This window comes from Streptomyces sp. NPDC127197 (genome assembly GCF_042672405.1).
GTDB classification, from domain to species: Bacteria; Actinomycetota; Actinomycetes; order Streptomycetales; family Streptomycetaceae; genus Streptomyces; species Streptomyces flavusporus.
The window spans coordinates 48,905-65,632 of sequence record NZ_JBHXVG010000037.1; the positions used below are offsets into that span (position 1 = coordinate 48,905).

13 protein-coding genes and 1 pseudogene are annotated in these 16,728 nt (G+C 69.7%); 5 read left to right on the forward strand and 9 right to left on the reverse strand.

Annotated elements, in window-relative coordinates; translation table 11 throughout:
• The 4 genes and pseudogenes from ACFVJQ_RS36720 to ACFVJQ_RS36735 form a co-directional block, all read right to left on the reverse strand.
• A partial coding sequence (locus ACFVJQ_RS36720) for an ATP-binding cassette domain-containing protein (RefSeq protein WP_385790013.1) occupies window positions 1–1,153 on the reverse strand: 1,153 nt, incomplete at its 3' end.
• A 133-nt stretch (window positions 1,154–1,286) separates the two neighbouring features.
• A complete protein-coding gene (locus ACFVJQ_RS36725) occupies window positions 1,287–2,045 on the reverse strand; it encodes an NUDIX domain-containing protein (protein WP_129801069.1) in 759 nt (252 codons plus the stop codon).
• A 254-nt stretch (window positions 2,046–2,299) separates the two neighbouring features.
• Window positions 2,300–3,506, reverse strand: a pseudogene (locus ACFVJQ_RS36730) (glycogen debranching protein); the annotation flags it as partial.
• Window positions 3,507–3,911: 405 nt separating this feature from the next.
• Entirely contained in the window at window positions 3,912–5,528 is a 1,617-nt protein-coding gene (locus tag ACFVJQ_RS36735) for a DUF4192 domain-containing protein (RefSeq protein WP_385790015.1), read from the reverse strand.
• Between the two features lie 188 nt (window positions 5,529–5,716).
• Between ACFVJQ_RS36735 and ACFVJQ_RS36740 the strand changes: the two genes are divergently transcribed.
• Both ACFVJQ_RS36740 and ACFVJQ_RS36745 read left to right on the forward strand, forming a co-directional pair.
• On the forward strand, window positions 5,717–7,882 hold the full coding sequence (locus ACFVJQ_RS36740; protein ID WP_385790017.1) for a RecQ family ATP-dependent DNA helicase: 2,166 nt from the start codon (window positions 5,717–5,719) through the stop codon (window positions 7,880–7,882).
• Window positions 7,883–8,130: 248 nt separating this feature from the next.
• On the forward strand, window positions 8,131–8,766 hold the full coding sequence (locus ACFVJQ_RS36745; RefSeq protein ID WP_224735640.1) for a hypothetical protein: 636 nt from the start codon (window positions 8,131–8,133) through the stop codon (window positions 8,764–8,766).
• Between the two features lie 192 nt (window positions 8,767–8,958).
• Here ACFVJQ_RS36745 and ACFVJQ_RS36750 read toward each other — a convergent pair whose 3' ends face one another.
• The 3 genes from ACFVJQ_RS36750 to ACFVJQ_RS36760 form a co-directional block, all read right to left on the reverse strand.
• Window positions 8,959–9,597 (reverse strand): hypothetical protein, encoded by a 639-nt coding sequence (locus ACFVJQ_RS36750; RefSeq protein ID WP_385514773.1) that lies wholly within the window; start codon window positions 9,595–9,597, stop codon window positions 8,959–8,961.
• A 68-nt stretch (window positions 9,598–9,665) separates the two neighbouring features.
• Complete coding sequence (locus ACFVJQ_RS36755; RefSeq protein ID WP_385514774.1) at window positions 9,666–10,367, reverse strand: ribonuclease HII; 702 nt, start codon at window positions 10,365–10,367, stop codon at window positions 9,666–9,668.
• 82 nt (window positions 10,368–10,449) lie between these two features.
• Window positions 10,450–11,073, reverse strand: a complete 624-nt coding sequence (locus ACFVJQ_RS36760; RefSeq protein ID WP_385514775.1) for a TetR/AcrR family transcriptional regulator — start codon at window positions 11,071–11,073, stop codon at window positions 10,450–10,452.
• 198 nt (window positions 11,074–11,271) lie between these two features.
• Between ACFVJQ_RS36760 and ACFVJQ_RS36765 the strand changes: the two genes are divergently transcribed.
• Window positions 11,272–12,819: an MFS transporter gene (locus ACFVJQ_RS36765; RefSeq protein WP_224735655.1), complete on the forward strand. Its 1,548-nt coding sequence runs from the start codon at window positions 11,272–11,274 to the stop codon at window positions 12,817–12,819.
• Window positions 12,820–13,265: 446 nt separating this feature from the next.
• Here ACFVJQ_RS36765 and ACFVJQ_RS36770 read toward each other — a convergent pair whose 3' ends face one another.
• Window positions 13,266–14,168, reverse strand: a complete 903-nt coding sequence (locus tag ACFVJQ_RS36770; protein WP_385514776.1) for an ADP-ribosylglycohydrolase family protein — start codon at window positions 14,166–14,168, stop codon at window positions 13,266–13,268.
• Between the two features lie 562 nt (window positions 14,169–14,730).
• Between ACFVJQ_RS36770 and ACFVJQ_RS36775 the strand changes: the two genes are divergently transcribed.
• The gene (locus tag ACFVJQ_RS36775) at window positions 14,731–15,972 is read left to right on the forward strand and encodes an IS110 family transposase (protein WP_385514777.1); all 1,242 of its coding nucleotides are present in this window, start codon (window positions 14,731–14,733) and stop codon (window positions 15,970–15,972) included.
• Window positions 15,973–15,989: 17 nt separating this feature from the next.
• Here the strand turns inward: ACFVJQ_RS36775 and ACFVJQ_RS36780 are convergent, their stop codons facing one another.
• The gene (locus tag ACFVJQ_RS36780; protein WP_385514778.1) at window positions 15,990–16,199 is read right to left on the reverse strand and encodes a hypothetical protein; all 210 of its coding nucleotides are present in this window, start codon (window positions 16,197–16,199) and stop codon (window positions 15,990–15,992) included.
• Between the two features lie 148 nt (window positions 16,200–16,347).
• Here ACFVJQ_RS36780 and ACFVJQ_RS36785 point away from each other — a divergent pair.
• On the forward strand, window positions 16,348–16,728 hold a 381-nt coding region (locus tag ACFVJQ_RS36785; protein WP_385790021.1), incomplete at its 3' end, for a transposase.

Here is a 16,728-nt window from a genome sequence, read left to right on the forward strand (position 1 = left end):
AGACCGAGTCCGCGTCGGGGTCGGCGTCGGCGTGGGGCGTTGTGGCGTGGGGCGTGGGGCCGCCCGACGACGGGGTGGTGGCGGGCGTTGTCGCCGGAGTCGCATCGGGAGGCGTTTTGTCGACAGTTGCCGAGTGCGTGGCGGTGCGGCTGCGTGACGCGCCGTCAGGTCCTTGCGGAAGGTGGGCCGTCCGGCGCGTCTCCGGGTCGGGCCTGTCCGCGGTGGCCGACCACTCATGGACCACCTGCGGCTCCTCCGGAGCGGCCGCTCCTGCGCCTGGCCCCATGTCTCCGATCTCGTCGGCGAGTTGGAGCACGAGGATGCCGTGCCGGTACGCCGTCTCGCCGACGTCGGCGCAGGTGCTGCCGTACACGGAGAGGCGATTACCGCGTTCCTGCACGACTTCGACGGAGCGCTGCGCCGTCCGGGCCTCCCTGGTGAGCAAGGCGGCGAGCCGGGCGGACTGCGGACTGCGAACGGCGACACGTGGCCGCAGCCGGGTACGGGCGAACTCGGTCGCCTCCTGGTCGGCGACGAGCCTGCCCCGCTCCAGCGTGACGACGCGGTCCACGGTGCGCGCGGCCTCCTTGGGGTCGGCCGTGGTGACCAGGACCGTACCGCCCTGGCCCGCGTGCGCGCGCAGCATGCCGTACAGCCAGCGGCTCTCCCGCGCCGAGAGTCCGTCGGAGGGCTCGTCGAGCACGAGGGTGTGGGGATCGGACAACAGGGCGCAGGCCAGGCCGAGCCGACGGTCCATTCCTCGGGAGAGCGTGCCGAGTCGTTCCTCGCTCAGGCTGACGAGACCGACCACCTCGAGGACTTCGTCGGCACGCCGGACCGAGATCCCGGCGGCGGCGCACAGCATCCTGAGGTGGCTGCGGACCGTTCGGCCCGGGTGCCCCGGCACATCACCGAGCAGGACACCGACTTCGCGCGAGGGATGAGCGATGCGATGGAGCGGGCGGCCTCTGAAGTAGGTGACTCCGCGACCCTGTTGGAGTTCGAGCATCAGTCTGAGCGCGGTCGTCTTACCCGCACCAGGGTCGCCGAGCAGCGCGGTGACGCGGCCGGCACGCGCTTCGAAGGAGACGTCGTCGACGGCAGGCGGAAGGCCCTTGCGGGGATTGCTGGTCAGTCCGAATGCCTGGATCACCTGTAGCAAGATAGCGGGCCGTTTCGGATTTTTCGGGCATCAATGGCTCCGGTACACGAGCGTGATCGGATGGATCAACCCGTGTTGGCCCTTTCGTGCACCCCGGTCGGCTGCCCGTTGGCTGGAGCCGGCGTCACACCTCGGGACGCAGCATCGGCGGGTTCAGGAGCGTGGCACCGCCCGCGCGGAAGAGCTGGGCCGGGCGGCCGCCCTGACGTGTGGTCGTACCGCCGGTGGGGACGAGGAAGCCGGGCGTGCCCGTCACCTTGCGGTGGAAGTTGCGGGGATCGAGCGCCACACCCCACACAGCCTCGTAGACGCGGCGCAGCTCGCCGACGGTGAACTCGGGCGGGCAGAACGCCGTGGCCAGGGACGAGTACTCAATCTTGGACCGGGCGCGCTCCACGCCGTCCGAGAGGATCTGGGCGTGGTCGAAAGCGAGTGGGGCCACCGGTTCGCCGTCGCGGCCGTAGCCGCCCTGTTGCAGCAGTTCCTCGACCGGTGCCCAGCGCGCGTTGCTGGCATCGCCGCCGGCGCGCGGTGCGGGCAGGTCGGGGGCCAGCGCGAGATGGGCGACGCTGACCACACGCATCCGGGGGTCCCGCTTGGGGTCGCCGTACGTCGCGAGCTGTTCCAGATGAGCGCCGTTGTCCTGAGCAGGGACGGACGGATCATGGACGCGCAACCCCGTCTCCTCGGCAAGCTCGCGCGCCGCGGCCTGCGCCAGATCCTCGTCGGCCCGTACGAAGCCGCCGGGAAGCGCCCAGCGCCCCTGGAACGGCGGCTCACCCCTGCGTACCGCCAGCGCACACAGAGCATGGCGGCGCACGGTCAGCACGACCAGGTCCACGGTGACGGCAAAGGGCGGAAAGGCTGACGGGTCGTAGGGCATGTCGCGATCATAGTCGTCTTCCTGACGATAAACACTCCCTTCGTCGGCCGCATCGGCGGCTGGTCCGAATCCGTGCAGCAGGGATCTCCCGCGGCTCCCGGCCGTCGTGTGCGGACGCATCATTCGAGGTCACGGTCGTTGACGCGCGGGTCGCACGCCTGGTCGCCGCACGGGGTCACAGAGTCGACCGCCGCACTACGTCGCGCCCCCCATCGGCGCGCAGAGTCACCCACACTCACCATCGCGGTATCAGGTCACACCCCCGACTGCTGCCCGTCGGCCGCCTCCTCGACCATGGCGAGGCCGAGGCGGCTGACCCGTACGGAGAAGGGGGCCTCCGCGACCCGCAGTCCCGTCAGGCCGACCTTGCCGAGCGGCGCGCGCTGCGCATCGGACGCAGTGTGACGGTGCCCGCCGGGGCATCGGGACGGATACCGACGAGGGTGGTGAGCACCAGGACAGCTGATGCCGCCGCCGTGGCGGCGGGGCGGCAGGCAGCGGGGTGGGGAAGCGGAGCGCTACCGTTGGTTCGCTGCTCTCCGGCGTACATCTCGGACAGCCGGTAGCCGAAGGTCTCGGTCGCCGCGAGGCTGCCTCGCAGCAGCGAACTCGCCTCCTTCTCATACCCGGCGGCAGCCAGGCCCGCGACAGCGACAGCCGTCTCGTGGACCCGCACGGCGCCGCCGCGGTGGCCGAACGGGTTGTAACCCGCTTCCCGGACGCCCAGTCCGAATCCAGTGCCGGGCTGCCGAGGAGTCGGGCCAGCTGTTCGGTCTGGGCCCGGTCGAGCAGCCCGGGCGCTCGCTCTCCCCCGCCCAGCAGGCCGGTGTCGCGAAGGTGGACGGCGGCTGCCCCGAGGCGCGGCACGGAGCGGCCATCCGGCGTGCGGGCGGCTGCCGGCCGCCCCCGAGACCGTCGAGCCAGAAGTCCTCCCGGAACGCCGGCCTCAGCGCCCGGGCCCACTCCCGCAACCCGGCACCGCCCGGTCTGGCGCACGCGTCGAACAGGTCGGCACCGAGTCGAACAGGTCGGCACCGAGCAGAGCCGCACGGTGGGCGTGCGGCTGTGTCTCCGAACGCACGGGACCACCGGGCTGCGGGTCGCACAGGGATGTGCCGTCGCCCACCGTGGTCCGCAGCCAGGCGAGGCAACGTTCTGCCGTCGGCAGCAGCTCTTCCGTTTCGTTCTCCGCAGTCCCCAGCGACGGCCCTCCGCGAGCAGCACGGGGCAGAAACAGCGTGGCCTCGGTGCCGGTGCAGCCCGGCGGCAAGTGCTCGCCGGCATCCCGGCGCGGCCCGGGAATCATTCCGACCCGCCGGCCAGAACCCCGAGTTGTGCGCGGGCGACCAAGCGCGACGTGCCCGCTGCGAGCCGGGTGCCGAGCGACAGCGTCATCCGAGCTGCGGCCAGGGCCTCGGCCGGCGTCAGACCACAGCGCCACGGCGCCCCGGCTGCGAGGTATGGCCCTGGATCGTGGGCTAGGGCGGTACGCGACCCTGGAAGGTAGACGTGTGCGGCGCCGGATCCTGCACCGTAGACCTGGACAGCACTGGACCTTGGACCGTGGAGGGCTGCACCGGACTCTGCACGATCGACTGATGCGATATCGGGCCGTGGGCCGCGAACCGAGGCGGAGCCGAGCCATGGACCGTTGGCTCGCAGTGCCCGACCGCGTCTGTGCGCGATGCCGGGTCCATGCACCGACCCGGGCGTGTTGCGAACCTGCCACTGGTGGAGCGGTCGTCGGCGGAGGGCGGAGTCGGCTGGGGCACACACTCTCGGCGTCGATTCGGGCAGATCGCCCAGCCACCCCCGACGGGAAGGCACCGGTCCGACGACGCATACCCGCATCCTCCCGCCAGTCGCTCACGCCTCCCCCTCGATACGGCTGCCACCAGAACCCACGCCCCACTGACGGGCACCGCGACGCCGCAGCGCGGCTTTCTTGACCGTGCGCGGACGTGTACCGCCGCTCCGCCAGGTCCCCGGCCCCGTGCCACCCTTCGGCATTGCACGAGGCTTGCCGACGCCCCCCTTGTCCTCGCATGCCGACACCCCCGACGAGCAGGGGCGCCCGCTGCCACCGGAGGGAAGTGCTGGGCGCTTCTGCCGAGACGTCGGTCCCGCAGCCGTCCCGGGCGCGGGTTCGGACCCGTCGGCGTCGCGGCTCACCGCGGATTCGGTGTCCTGGGGCCTGTCGAGTCGCTCGGCTGCGCCACGAGCACTGCCCTCGCGTTCCGCGCGCAGGCAGCGGCGGATCGACTCCGGATCCAGCCCTTCGTTGACGGCCTGGTGCAGAAGGCGGGCGAACAGATAGCCGGGGTCCGCACCCAGCGCCATGGCGAGCGCCTCCCGGGCCTCGATGTCGTCCCCGGTCGACCACGCGACCCAGCCCGCGAGGGTGAGAGGCGCCGCGGCGTGTTCGCCATAGGGTCCGACACAGCGGCGGGCCAGCGCACGCCAGAGCCGGAGTGCGGGGCCGGCCTCGTCGCCCTCCATCCACTCGGCTGCGCGATCGCGGGTGGTGCGGTCCTGCAGACCCAGAATCAGCGCTGCGGCTTCGTCGTGTCCGAGCAGATCGTCGTCGCGAAGGTCCGCCCTGAGCGCGCCGGAGACGGGCGGCGCTGCGGCGAGACGGCTCATGACCCTTTCGGCCAGCTGCAATGTCTCGTCGGTCACACACACGCGACTGGATTCGTCCAGGATCCTGGGGACGAGGGCCATGCTGGCGGTGTCCAGGGCGACCTCCTGCTCCAGGGCTGCGGCGGTTTCCCAAGGCAGGAGCCTCGCCCGCAGCTCACGGAGAGTGCCGCGCACCTGAATCCCGGCGTAGGTGGCCGCGGCGGCGAGGACGGAAGTGCCGGGCATTCCCATCGGCAGGCCTTCGACGGGGCAACATCGCTCGTTCTCGCAGCAGTACGACCAGAAGCGGCCGTCCGAAATGCACAGGGCCTCGATCACCGGTACGTCGAGGAGGCCGCACTCCACGCGCAGGTTCTGAGCCAGCGGGCGGAGCCGCTCCATGACCTGCCTGCCTGTTTCGCCCTTGCCCGGTTCCTGGCAGAGGTAGGCCACCATCTGTTCGGGGCGGGTACCTCGGCGTTCGCTTCCCGTCACCAGCCCGTGCGCCAGCTGCGAGGCCACGGGCACCCAGTCGTCCGGATTCTCGGGAATACCGAGCCGGGCCCGGCCGCCGAACCTGCCGCGTCCGTCACGGTCGTGGAGGGCGACAAGCACGATGCTGTCCTCGGGGCGGTAACCGAGCAGGTACGGCAGGGCATCGGCCAGCTCGGCCGGGGTGCGCAGCGTGACGCGATGTGTGTCGGCAGGCGTGTCGTACGTGGTGGATTCGACATTTTCGGTGTGTTGAAGGTGCTGTGTGTGGTCGTCGGGAGCTCCATGACTGTTGGGGCGCTGTCGTCCGTCCCGTCCAGCGGTGTCGTCGTTTTCGAAGGATCCAGTGGTTTCGCCGTGGTTCGTCATGCGCCGACGATCTCGCGGATCGCAGAATTCCGCTTGCGCCTGTGGATAAGTCCAGTCAGGGACACGTCATACCGCGGGCCGCCACACACCCACGGCAGACGCCATCGCACTCGCACGGCCCCGATGTCCCAGCGCCCGACCGCACACGCCCGGCCCGTTTGTCAGTGCCGTCCTGTTGTATGGGACGCATGGAGCACACGAGCAACGCGGATCTCCGCACGAACGCCGACGCGGTCCTCGCCCGCCTCGTCGGCGACTCCACAGGCGCGGCCCGGCTGCGCGAGGACCAGTGGCGGGCGATCGAGGCGCTGGTCGCCGACCGCCGCCGTGCCCTGGTCGTCCAGCGCACCGGGTGGGGTAAGTCCGCGGTCTACTTCGTGGCGACCTCACTGCTGCGGGCCCGCGGCAGCGGCCCCACCGTGATCGTCTCTCCGTTGCTGGCGCTGATGCGCAACCAGGTCGAGGCCGCGGCCCGGGCCGGAATCCGCGGACGGACCATCAACTCCTCGAACACCGAGGAGTGGGACGCCATTCAGTCGGAGATCGCCGCCGGCCAGGTCGACGTCCTGCTCGTCAGCCCGGAGCGGCTCAACAACCCGGAATTCCGGGATCAGGTGCTCCCCGAACTCGCGGCCGCGACCGGTCTTCTCGTCGTGGACGAGGCCCACTGCATCTCCGACTGGGGCCACGATTTCCGTCCGGACTACCGCCGGCTGCGAACGATGCTCACCGATCTGCCGCCTGGTGTGCCCGTACTCGCCACGACCGCCACTGCCAACGCGCGCGTGACGGCGGACGTTGCTGAGCAACTCGGCACGGGTGGCATGTCGGACGCCCTGGTGCTGCGCGGCCCACTGGACCGGGAGAGCCTGAGCCTCAGTGTGCTGCCGCTGCCGGACGCCGCGCACCGGATGGCCTGGCTCGCAGACCACCTCGACGAGCTGCCGGGCTCGGGGATCATCTATACGCTCACCGTGGCCGCCGCCGAGGAGGTCACCGCCTTTCTGCGCCACCGTGGGCACACTGTTTCCTCGTACACCGGAAAGACGGAGAACGCCGAACGCCAGCAGGCCGAGGACGATCTGCTCGCCAACAAGGTGAAGGCGCTGGTCGCCACGTCAGCCCTCGGCATGGGCTTCGACAAACCCGATCTCGGCTATGTCATTCACCTAGGCTCACCTTCCTCCCCCATCGCCTACTACCAGCAGGTCGGCCGCGCCGGTCGTGGCGTGGAGCACGCCGAGGTCCTCCTCCTGCCCGGGAAGGAGGACGAAGCCATCTGGGAGTACTTCGCCTCCCTCGCGTTCCCCTCCGAAGACCTGGTGCGCCGCACTCTGGACGTCCTCGCGCGCTCGGAGCGGCCCATGTCGCTGCCCGCCCTGGAACCACTCGTGGAGCTGCGCCGCTCCCGCCTGGAGACCATGCTCAAGGTCCTCGACGTGGACGGTGCGGTGCGGCGGGTCAAGGGCGGCTGGGTCGCCACGGGGCAGCCGTGGACGTACGACTCGGAGCGTTACGACTGGGTCGCCCGGCAGCGCAGGGCCGAGCAGCAGGCGATGCGTGACTACGCGGCGACGACGGGATGCCGCATGGAGTTCCTGCAGCGCCAGCTCGACGACGAGGGTGCCAAACCCTGCGGGCGCTGCGACAACTGCGCGGGCGCGCGCTTCGCCGTGGACACGTCGACCGGCGCGCTGGACGCCGCGCGCGTCGACCTGGGGCGGGCGGGCGTCGAGGTGGAACCTCGCCGTATGTGGCCAACAGGACTGCCGGCGATCGGCATCGATCTCAAGGGGCGTATCCCGGCCGGTGAACAAGCCGCCTCGGGGCGGGCGCTGGGGCGGCTGTCGGACATCGGCTGGGGCAACCGGCTGCGGCCGATCCTCGCCCCGCAGGCACCTGACAGCCCCGTGCCGGACGATGTGGCAAGGGCCGTGGTCGGCGTACTGGCCGACTGGGCAAAGGGGCCCGGGGGCTGGGCCTCGGGGGCGGCGGACGCCCCGGCGCGCCCCGTCGGCGTGGTCACCGTCGCCTCGCGCACTCGCCCCGTACTGATCCACTCCCTGGGTGCGCGCATCGCGGAGGTCGGCCGACTGCCGCTGCTGGGGTCGGTGGAGTACGCGGTCGACGCTTCCCCGGTCTCGCGGAGCAACAGCGCCCAACGCCTCAAGGCGCTCGACGGAGCGCTGACCGTACCGCCACCCCTCAGCGGAGCGCTCACCGAGAACCGCGGCCCCGTCCTCCTCGTGGACGACTTCACGGAGACGGGTTGGACCCTCGCGGTCGTGGCGCGCATGCTGCGGCGTGCCGGCGCGCAGGAGGTGCTCCCTCTGGTTCTGGGCGTGCAGAGTTGACCAGGTGTACCTGTGCCGTCCACCCAGGCGTTACTCAACGCCCCACTGGGTACGGATATAAGCCACAGTCCACGCATTAAGGGTCGGCGGCACCAATTGCTCGTTGCCGCATCCCAGTTCGACAGGAAGAATTGAAGTCCGCTCCCCGCACGGCTCATCCGTGACCAGGTAGGGCTCCGCTGCGGTGTGCGCTCCCCCGAACCAGACCACCCCGCCCGCAGTGTGGGCGCGTAGCCGAAGGGAGGATCGTGACCTTCGGATTCGCTCCGTCCTCCGCGGCATCCATGTCGACGCCAGCCGACCTGTCCGCCGCCTCCGCCAACCCCGTGGCCCGCCTGCTGGAACCCGCGGAGTGGGCTGCCGCCGGTATTCCCCTGCTGCGCAACCCCCGTGAGGTCGTCAGCGGACTGCACGCACGGCACCGCCCCAGGCCGGCAACGGCGATCGTGGCCGTGCTCGACGCCGACGAACGACTGCGGGCAAGTGCCTCGTTCACTCGACGTCCGGCCCCCGCCGACGGCTGGATGTTCCGCAACGCACTGCTGGCCCAGCTGCGCCGGGTCATCCCGCACGATCTGCGCCGCCGCACTCCGGTGCGCACCGCCGTGCTGCTCTACTGTCGCGAGGGCGATGCGCGTTGGACGGAGGAGGACGGCGCATGGATGTGGGGCCTGCGTGACGCCTGCACGCTGCACGGGCTGCGCTGTGGCGCCTACATCACGCTCACGCGCGACGGCTGGCAGGTCCTCGGTGAGGGCCGCGGCGGACGCCGCCCCAGCGCCGACTCGGCACCCGAGCCTTTTGCCACCTCCGAGGCACCGGCCCCACTGCCGCGCACCGGTGGTGCCGCCTCCGAGGTCCTGCGCCGCGCGGCGGCCCGCTGAGGCCGGCGGACATCAGGTCCGGTCACAGGCACTACGGCGCCGGACCAGGCGCACCGACCGAGTGCGTGCGACGACCGGCCGGAGGCACACGCCCGCCCAGTCGTCCGCGCATGCCGAAGTCACCGCTGTGCAGCTGCCGAGCCGACGGGGCGGCTCCTGCGCGGGCCGGCCCCGGGACCTGTCGGGGCAGGCTCAGACGCCCGCGCCCAGCAGCGAGTTGATCTGCTGCGGGTCGCCGCAGACGATCAGCAAGGCGTCGGCCCGGCCGAGAGCCAGCGGCAGGGCGCCGGCGGCAGCGGCGTCGGAGCCACCGTTGACGGCAACCACGACCACGGGCCGGGACGCGGCACGACCAGCCACGGCGGCGTCGGCATAGAAGACGTCGTCGCGCGCATCGTGCTGCGCCCAGTAGGACGCCTCACCGAAGGACAGCTCGTGGGCGGCCCACGGGTGCGGCTCACCGGTGGTGATCACCAGCACGTCACCAGGGGCACGACCCGACTCCAGGAGCAGGTCCACGGCTTCCTCTGCAGCGTCGAGCGCGCCCTCGGCCGAAGCCGGGATCAGCTGGATCTGCGGGGTCGCCGAGGACCGAGCGGGGACAGCGTGGGTTGCAGGGCCTGCAGGCCCGGGCTTGGGCGCACCCCCGTGGGGCGTACGTTGCGCCTGCTGCGCGGGCCGGAGAGGGCCGGGACGACCAGGACGCGGCGGAGCCGCGGGGCGGGGGCCGGGTACGGGACGGGGGGTCGGCGCGGTGCGGCCGTTGGCCGGCGTGGCGCGGGGACCCTGGGCACTCTCGTGAATCTGAGGCTCCTCGGGGATGAGAGGCATAAGTTGATGTCTATCAAACGTTGGTACGGCTCACGCCGGTGGGTGGCACATACGTGCGACCGGGACCGTCAGAAATCGAAGCCGAGCTGACCCTCGATCTCCGGAACGCTCCCGTCCGCCCAGCTGCGGGCCTTCTTGAGGTGCCGCCACTGGGGCAGCGCATCAAGATACGCCCACGACAACCGGTGGTACGGGGTGGGACCCCGCTCCGCCAGTGCGGCCTTGTGCACGGGCGACGGATACCCGGCGTTGTCCGCAAAACCGAAGTCTGCATGGTCGATACCCAGTTCGGCCATCATTTTGTCGCGCTGAACCTTGGCGATCACAGAAGCCGCAGCGACAGCCACGCACGACTGATCACCCTTGATCACCGTACGGACCCTCCACGGGGCTCCGAGATAGTCGTGTTTCCCGTCAAGGATCACCGCGTCGGGCCGAACCGGCAGCCCCTCCAGGGCACGCACCGCCGCGAGCCGCAGCGCCGCCGTCATGCCCACGTCGTCGATCTCCTCCGGAGAGGCGTGCCCCAGGGCATACGAGGTCACCCAGTTCCGCAGTTCCTGGGCGAGTTCGGTCCGTCGTTTGACCGTGAGCAGTTTGGAATCGGTGAGACCCACGGGAGGGCGGCGCAGTCCGGTGACCGCCGCGCAGACCGTGACAGGACCGGCCCAAGCACCGCGCCCCACCTCGTCGACACCGGCAATGATCTTCGCTCCGGTCGTGGCGCGAAGGGAGCGCTCGACGGTGTGAGTAGGCGGTTCGTACGGCATGGCGCCCTTAGATTACGCCGCCCGCAACTGCCTACGACACCCCGGTCACCCGGAGCCGGGCTGACAGCCGAACAACCCGGTGTCAGACACCCGTCCGCCGGAGCAGCGGAACCATCAACTGCTCGACCATCTCCTCGATGTCCCGGTCGCTCCATTCGCTCGCGCATACCTTTGACCGATACATCATCATCGCCGGGATGGCGTCGTAGACGTATCCGTTCGCAGCGTCGGATCGGACCTCACCCCGCTCGATTCCACGGTTGATCACCTCGCGGAGCAGACTGATCATTGGCTCCACGACACCCTCGACGATCACGTCATGGAAGCGTTCGGCCTGCAGGGTGTCGCATTCGTGAATCACAGAGCGCAAGGCCGAGCCGGGCCGCGAATACATGGCGTCGCGCGCCTGGCGGCAGAGGGCCACCAGATCCTGGCGCACACTTCCCAGGTCGGGGGCAGCATCAATGCGCGGCAGTCCGGCCTGGAGTGCGTCCGCGACGAGGTCCTCCTTGGACGGCCAGCGGCGGTAGACCGCAGCCTTGCCGGTATGGGCTCCGGCGGCCACGCCCTCCATCGTGAGGCCGTTCCAGCCGACCGTACTGAGCTGCTCCAGCGCGGCCTCGAGGATCGCGCGTTCGAGTACGGCACCGCGCCGACGGGGAGTGGCCGCCCGAGCAGGGGCGGCCGTCCAGCGCGAAGTAACCATCCGAGTGTCTCCAACGAACAGGGAAGCGGGGATTTGAAGCGGGATTTGGGGATACGGGACGTGCCACGCAGCAGCGGCGGGGGCGGCGCGACGCGATGGCAACTTAAGTGAACGCTTGCGTTCACTACTGGGGAGTCACTACCGTTGGCAGCGACAGTGAACGCTTGCGTTCACTAAGCCATTTGTGGGGGACCCATAGTGACGACCTCTCCATTGATCCAAGACCGGAAACCGGGTACTGCCCGCCGGCAGGGCCATCCCGGCATCGCGCTCACCGTCATCGCGGCCTGCCAGCTCATGGTGGTCCTCGACGCGACGATTGTGAATATCGCGCTTCCGCACATTCAAACCGCACTCGAGTTCAGCACCACCGACCTCACCTGGGTGGTCAGCGCGTACACGCTGACCTTCGGCGGTCTGCTGCTGCTCGGCGCCCGGGCGGGTGACATCCTCGGCCGGCGCCGGGTTTTCATGGCCGGCATCCTGCTGTTCACCTTCGCCTCGCTGCTGGGCGGAATCGCCCAAGAACCCTGGCAATTGCTGGCCGCGCGTGCCCTGCAGGGCGTGGGTGGCGCGATCGCGTCGCCGACGTCGCTGGCCCTGATCACCACCACGTTCGCCGAGGGGCCGGAGCGGAATCGCGCTTTCGGTGTCTTCGCCGCCGTGTCCGCGGGCGGTGGCGCCATCGGTCTGCTCGCCGGCGGGATGCTCACGGAGTGGCTCGACTGGCGGTGGGTGCTCTTCGTCAACGTACCGATCGGTGTACTGATCGCCGTACTCACACCGCTCTACATAAGCGAGTCCGAACGACACCCCGGGCGCTTCGACATCGCGGGCGCACTGACCTCGACCATAGGCATGGCGTCCTTGGTGTACGGCTTCATCCGCGCGGCGGAGGAGGGCTGGCGGGACAATGTGACCCTCGCGTCCTTCGGTGCGGCGTTGGTCTTGCTGGTCGCCTTCGTGTTCATCGAGATGCGGGCGAACGAGCCGATCACCCCGCTGAAGATGTTCGCCGACCGCAACCGCTCCGGGACATACGTGATCATGCTGAGCCTGGCAGCAGCCATGTTCGGCATGTTCTTCTACATCGTTCTGTTCGTGCAGAACGTGCTGGGGTTCAGCCCGATCGAGGCAGGCCTGGCCTTTCTTCCCATCACAGTCGCGATCGTGGTCGGAGCGGGTCTCTCGCAGCGCTTCCTCCCCGTGCTCGGCCCCAAGCCGTTCATGCTCGTCGGCTCGGCCGCCGTAGTGGTAGGGCTCGCCTGGCAGACGTTCATCAGCCCCGACAGCTCGTATGCAGGCGGAGTCCTGGGCCCGATGCTGGTGTTCGGCTTCGGCATGGGCCTGAACTTCGTCACGGCGACGGTGACCGCGGTCTCCGGTGTCGCCCAGCACGAGGCGGGCGCCGCGTCCGGCTTGCTCAATGCCACGCAACAGGTGGGCGGTTCGCTGGGCCTGTCCATCCTCACCACTGTGTTCGGCACGGCCAGCAAGGACGAGGCGGAGAAGCAGATTCCGCACTTCCTCGCCGACGGCTCGGCCGCGCAGAAGGCAGAGTTCGCGCAGACACATCAACTGCCCGCACCCTGGGGGCATGAGGTGCTCGCGCAGGGTATTTCGACGGCGTTCATCCCGGCCGTTGCCATGGCCGTCCTCGCCACCGTCACCGCGTGGTGGGTGATCCGGGTACGCAAGAGCGACCTGGATGCACTCGCCGGTACTGCCGGCCCTATGGGCGGCTGACGGGAGAGGAGTGCGGGCCGGTCTGGGCGGCTGGTCGACGGGCGCCACGGGGGTGCGTCCGCGGCCGACTGGCCGGCCCGCGACGAGTCGGCCCGCGACAGGCCGCGCACGGCTGACACCTGTCCGGCGGACCGATGGCGAGAGCGGCGGTCCGGATCTCCGTACACCGTCCCGCCAACCGGGAGCCGCAGCGGCAGCGTCCGACGGAAACAGCAAACGGACGCTCCGCGCGGCGGCCGCAACACCGAGCAGGAGAAACAGCACCGGCAACACCTCCATGACCACCCCCTACAGCGCTCGTGTGTACCGATGTGCAGTCTGCGCACAGCAGATGCCACTACAACGAGCCCACGGTCACAGAGAGTTCCCGGGATGCACAGAGAGTTTCGAAGGGCTGAGCCGACTCGGCGGCGAGCCGCGTCGGCGACACGGGGACACAGCCCGCGCTAGGCCGACGCCGGCATCCAGTCCGGCAGAGCCTCCGTCCGCCCCACCCATTCCGCCGGCGGCGTCCCCGCCTTCCCCGAAGCGATCACGCCGCCGACAATGGCGCAGGTGGTGTCCACGTCCCCGCCGACCTGCGCCGTCGTCCAGAAAGCCGCCTCGTAGTCGCCGAGGGAGCGTGCCGCCGACCACAGGGCGAAGGGCACCGTGTCATGAGCCGTCGTACGCCGTCCGCAGCCCAGTACGGCCGCGACCGTGGCAGCGTCGCCATAGTCGAGCATGTCCCGGGCGCGACGCAGACCTGCGCCGACGGCGCTCTTCGGCACGAGTGCGATGACGTCGTCCAGGAGCGACTCGGCACTGGGCGGCCCGCCGGGAGCGGCGACCAGGGCGGCGGCCGCTGCGACCGCCATGGCGCCGACCACGGCCTCACGGTGCTGGTGTGTGGTGTACGCGGAGATCTCGGCCTGGTGCGTGGCCTGCTCCGGGTCGTCCGCGTACCAGGCGCCCAGTGGGGCGATCCGCATCGCGGCGCCGTTGCCCCAGGATCCCTGCCCGTTGAACAGCGCGGCGGCGAGCTCCCGCCAGTCGCCACCTTCCCGGACGAGCCTGAGAAGCCGGTTGACCGCGGGTCCGTACCCCCGGTCGAAGTCGTGGTGCTCCGCGAAGGAGCGGGCCAGTGCGTCCTGGTCGATGCGCTGGTGGGCGGCGAGTACGGCGACCACGGAGCAGGCCATCTCCGTGTCGTCCGTCCACGGCCAGGGTCCGGGTGGCAGCTCTCGGCGCTTGAGCAGCGGGTAGTTCACCGGCACGAAGAACTGGGAGCCCAGCGCGTCCCCCACCGAAAGTCCGCGCAGGCTGCCCAGGGCGCGGTCCAGGCGCCCGTCGGGAGAGGAGTCAGTCATCGCCCTGCCACTCTAATTCGTTGCTAAGGGATCCAGCACCACTGGGGTGGTTCTGCTGGCCCCGTTCGAGTTCCGGGACCGTGACGTCTTCTGCCACTCCGGCTGATGAAGGCCTCCGGATAGACAGATGCATGGTCCCGGTGCTTGTGGTGGTGGCAGTCGTGTGGACGCCGGACAGACGCCTGCGGTCGGCCTGGCCGTTGATGCCTCCGGACAGATCCGCGCTGTCCGGCGCCCTCCCGCTGCCGCCAGCATGAGCTGTTGGTTTCGGTGTGAGCCGGCTCCTCGAAGCCGCGAGGTGCAAGAGCGTCGGGAGTCAACACTCGTTGCCGTGATCCCTCGTTGGTGTTGGTGGGACGAGCCCACTGCACGGTGACCTCTCGATACACCCGAGCTGGCTTAGCTCTGGCATAGACCGAGGCCCGTGCGGTGCGCTGGTGCCACGAACACGGCTAGTGAGGCGTCGGTCCAGCCCTCGTGGCTGAGACCTGGAATTAGGTCGCCGCGTGGCCCGCATGCGCTTGTCACCAGCGCGAACACCCGCACAAGGGAGAGAGTCAGAGTGATCTACTGCGGAATCGACTGGGCAGAACGGACACACGACGTCGCCCTGGTCGATGACACCGGCCAGTTATTGGCCAAGAGGCACATCAACGACGATGCGGCCGGATACAAAATCCTTCTGGATCTGCTCGCCGAGCACGGCGACTCCGAAGAAAACCCGATACCCGTGGCCATCGAGACCTCTCGTGGCCTGCTGGTCTCGGTGTTGAGGCAGGGCAAGCGGCGGGTCTTTGCGATCAATCCGATGGCCGCGGCCCGATACCGCGACCGGCACAGCGTCTCGCGCAAGAAGTCCGATCCGGGCGATGCTCTCGTGCTGGCAAACATCCTGCGCACCGACATGCACGCTCACCGGCCGCTGCCCGGCGACAGCGACCTGGCCCGGGCCATCGCCGTCCTCGCACGGGCCCAGCAGGACGCGACTTGGAACCGTCAGCAGACGGCCAACCAGCTCCGCTCACTGCTGCGCGAGTACTACCCCTCAGCCTTGGAGGCCTTCGCCGCCTGGACCAACGGTCCGTGCCGACCGGAGGCCCATGAACTCCTGCGGCTGGCGCCTACCCCGGTCAGGGCTGCACGGCTCACCCGCACGCAGATCGGTGCGGCCCTCAAGAGGGCCGGCCGCACGCGGGGCATCGAAGTTGAGACCGAGCGGCTCCGTGAAATCTTCCGCGCCGAATACGCTCACCAGCCGCCGCTCGTCGAGGACGCGCTCGGCCAGCAGATGCTCGCCCTCCTCATCCAGCTGCAGGCCGCTTGCACTGCGGCCGACGACCTCGCCAAGGCGGTGGAGGAAGCTTTCCCTCAGCACCCGGACGCTGACGTGATGCTGAGCTTCCCGGGACTCGGCGTCCAGCTCGGCGCCCGAGTACTCGCCGAGATTGGAGACGACCGCTCCCGGTTCGCTGACGCCCGCGGCCTCAGGGCCTACGCGGGCTCCTCGCCCATCACCAGGGCCTCCGGCAAGAAGTCGAGCGTTACCCGTCGGCGTGTGAAAAACGACCGCCTAAACCACGCCGGCTACCTGTGGGCCTTCTCCGCGCCCAACGGCTCCCCAGGCGCCAAAGCCCACTACCGCCGACGACGTGATCAGCACGGAGACTGGCACGCGGCCGCATTGCGCAATCTCTTCAATCGCTTGATCGGCCAGCTCTATCACTGCCTGCAGCACGGTCATCTCTATGACGAGACGCTTGCCTTCCCACCTCCGCCGGAGCAACTTGAGGTCACCGCCGCATAGCGGGCAGCGCCCACCCCTCAGTCCGGGAGGTTCAGCCCGAACTCGCGGAGCCGAGGCAGACAGATGTCCAGGCATACCTCCACGGATGCAGCGTCCGTGCGCACCAGGAGGTCCTCATGAAACGGCCCTCCGCTCGCGACGAACGTCCATGGCTTCGTGCCCTCGCGCATGCGCTCGGCGTCGACCTTGAACAGAACCGTGACTCCCTGCTCAGCGAGCGATTCCATGACACGCAGCACGTCCACTGAGATCTTCCCTCGCACCCGAAATCGAACAGCAAGCCACGCTACACAGACTTCACAGCTTCCCCTTGACGGCTTAGTACTGCAGCCGCAGTTGCTGTGACCGGTAGGCCGGACGCTCGTTGAGCCGGGCATGGGCGGGGACGTCACGGTTGACGATGTGCAGGGCTGGGCAGCGGGGCTGGAGGTGCTGCAGGACCGGATCGGTCAGCATTTCCGCAGGTCGGAGCCTCGCCGTCGGGCGGGTGAGTATCTGCGGGGACTGTTGGCCCCGCTGCAGCGGAAGAACGGCTGGACGCTGGCCGAGCAGGCCGGCGAGCGGTGTCCGGACGGCATGCAGCGGTTGTTGAACCAGGCCGACTGGGACGCGGACGCGGTCCGTGACGAGGTCCGGTCCTTCGTGGTGGAGCATCTCGCCGCGGACGACGGCGTGTTGATCGTGGACGAGACCGGGTTTGTGAAGAAGGGTGTGCGGTCGGCCGGGGTGCAGCGGCAGTACACCGGCACTACCGGG

Bases quoted from the DNA above. Each gene is read 5' to 3' on its own strand.
- ACFVJQ_RS36735 (WP_385790015.1), bottom strand. From the start codon at position 5,528: ATGACGAACCACGGCGAAACCACTGGATCCTTCGAAAACGACGACACC.
- ACFVJQ_RS36725 (WP_129801069.1), bottom strand. From the start codon at position 2,045: ATGCCCTACGACCCGTCAGCCTTTCCGCCCTTTGCCGTCACCGTGGAC.
- ACFVJQ_RS36760 (WP_385514775.1), bottom strand. From the start codon at position 11,073: ATGGTTACTTCGCGCTGGACGGCCGCCCCTGCTCGGGCGGCCACTCCC.
- ACFVJQ_RS36740 (WP_385790017.1), top strand. From the start codon at position 5,717: ATGGAGCACACGAGCAACGCGGATCTCCGCACGAACGCCGACGCGGTC.
- ACFVJQ_RS36755 (WP_385514774.1), bottom strand. From the start codon at position 10,367: ATGCCGTACGAACCGCCTACTCACACCGTCGAGCGCTCCCTTCGCGCC.
- ACFVJQ_RS36780 (WP_385514778.1), bottom strand. From the start codon at position 16,199: ATGGAATCGCTCGCTGAGCAGGGAGTCACGGTTCTGTTCAAGGTCGAC.
- ACFVJQ_RS36770 (WP_385514776.1), bottom strand. From the start codon at position 14,168: ATGACTGACTCCTCTCCCGACGGGCGCCTGGACCGCGCCCTGGGCAGC.
- ACFVJQ_RS36750 (WP_385514773.1), bottom strand. From the start codon at position 9,597: ATGCCTCTCATCCCCGAGGAGCCTCAGATTCACGAGAGTGCCCAGGGT.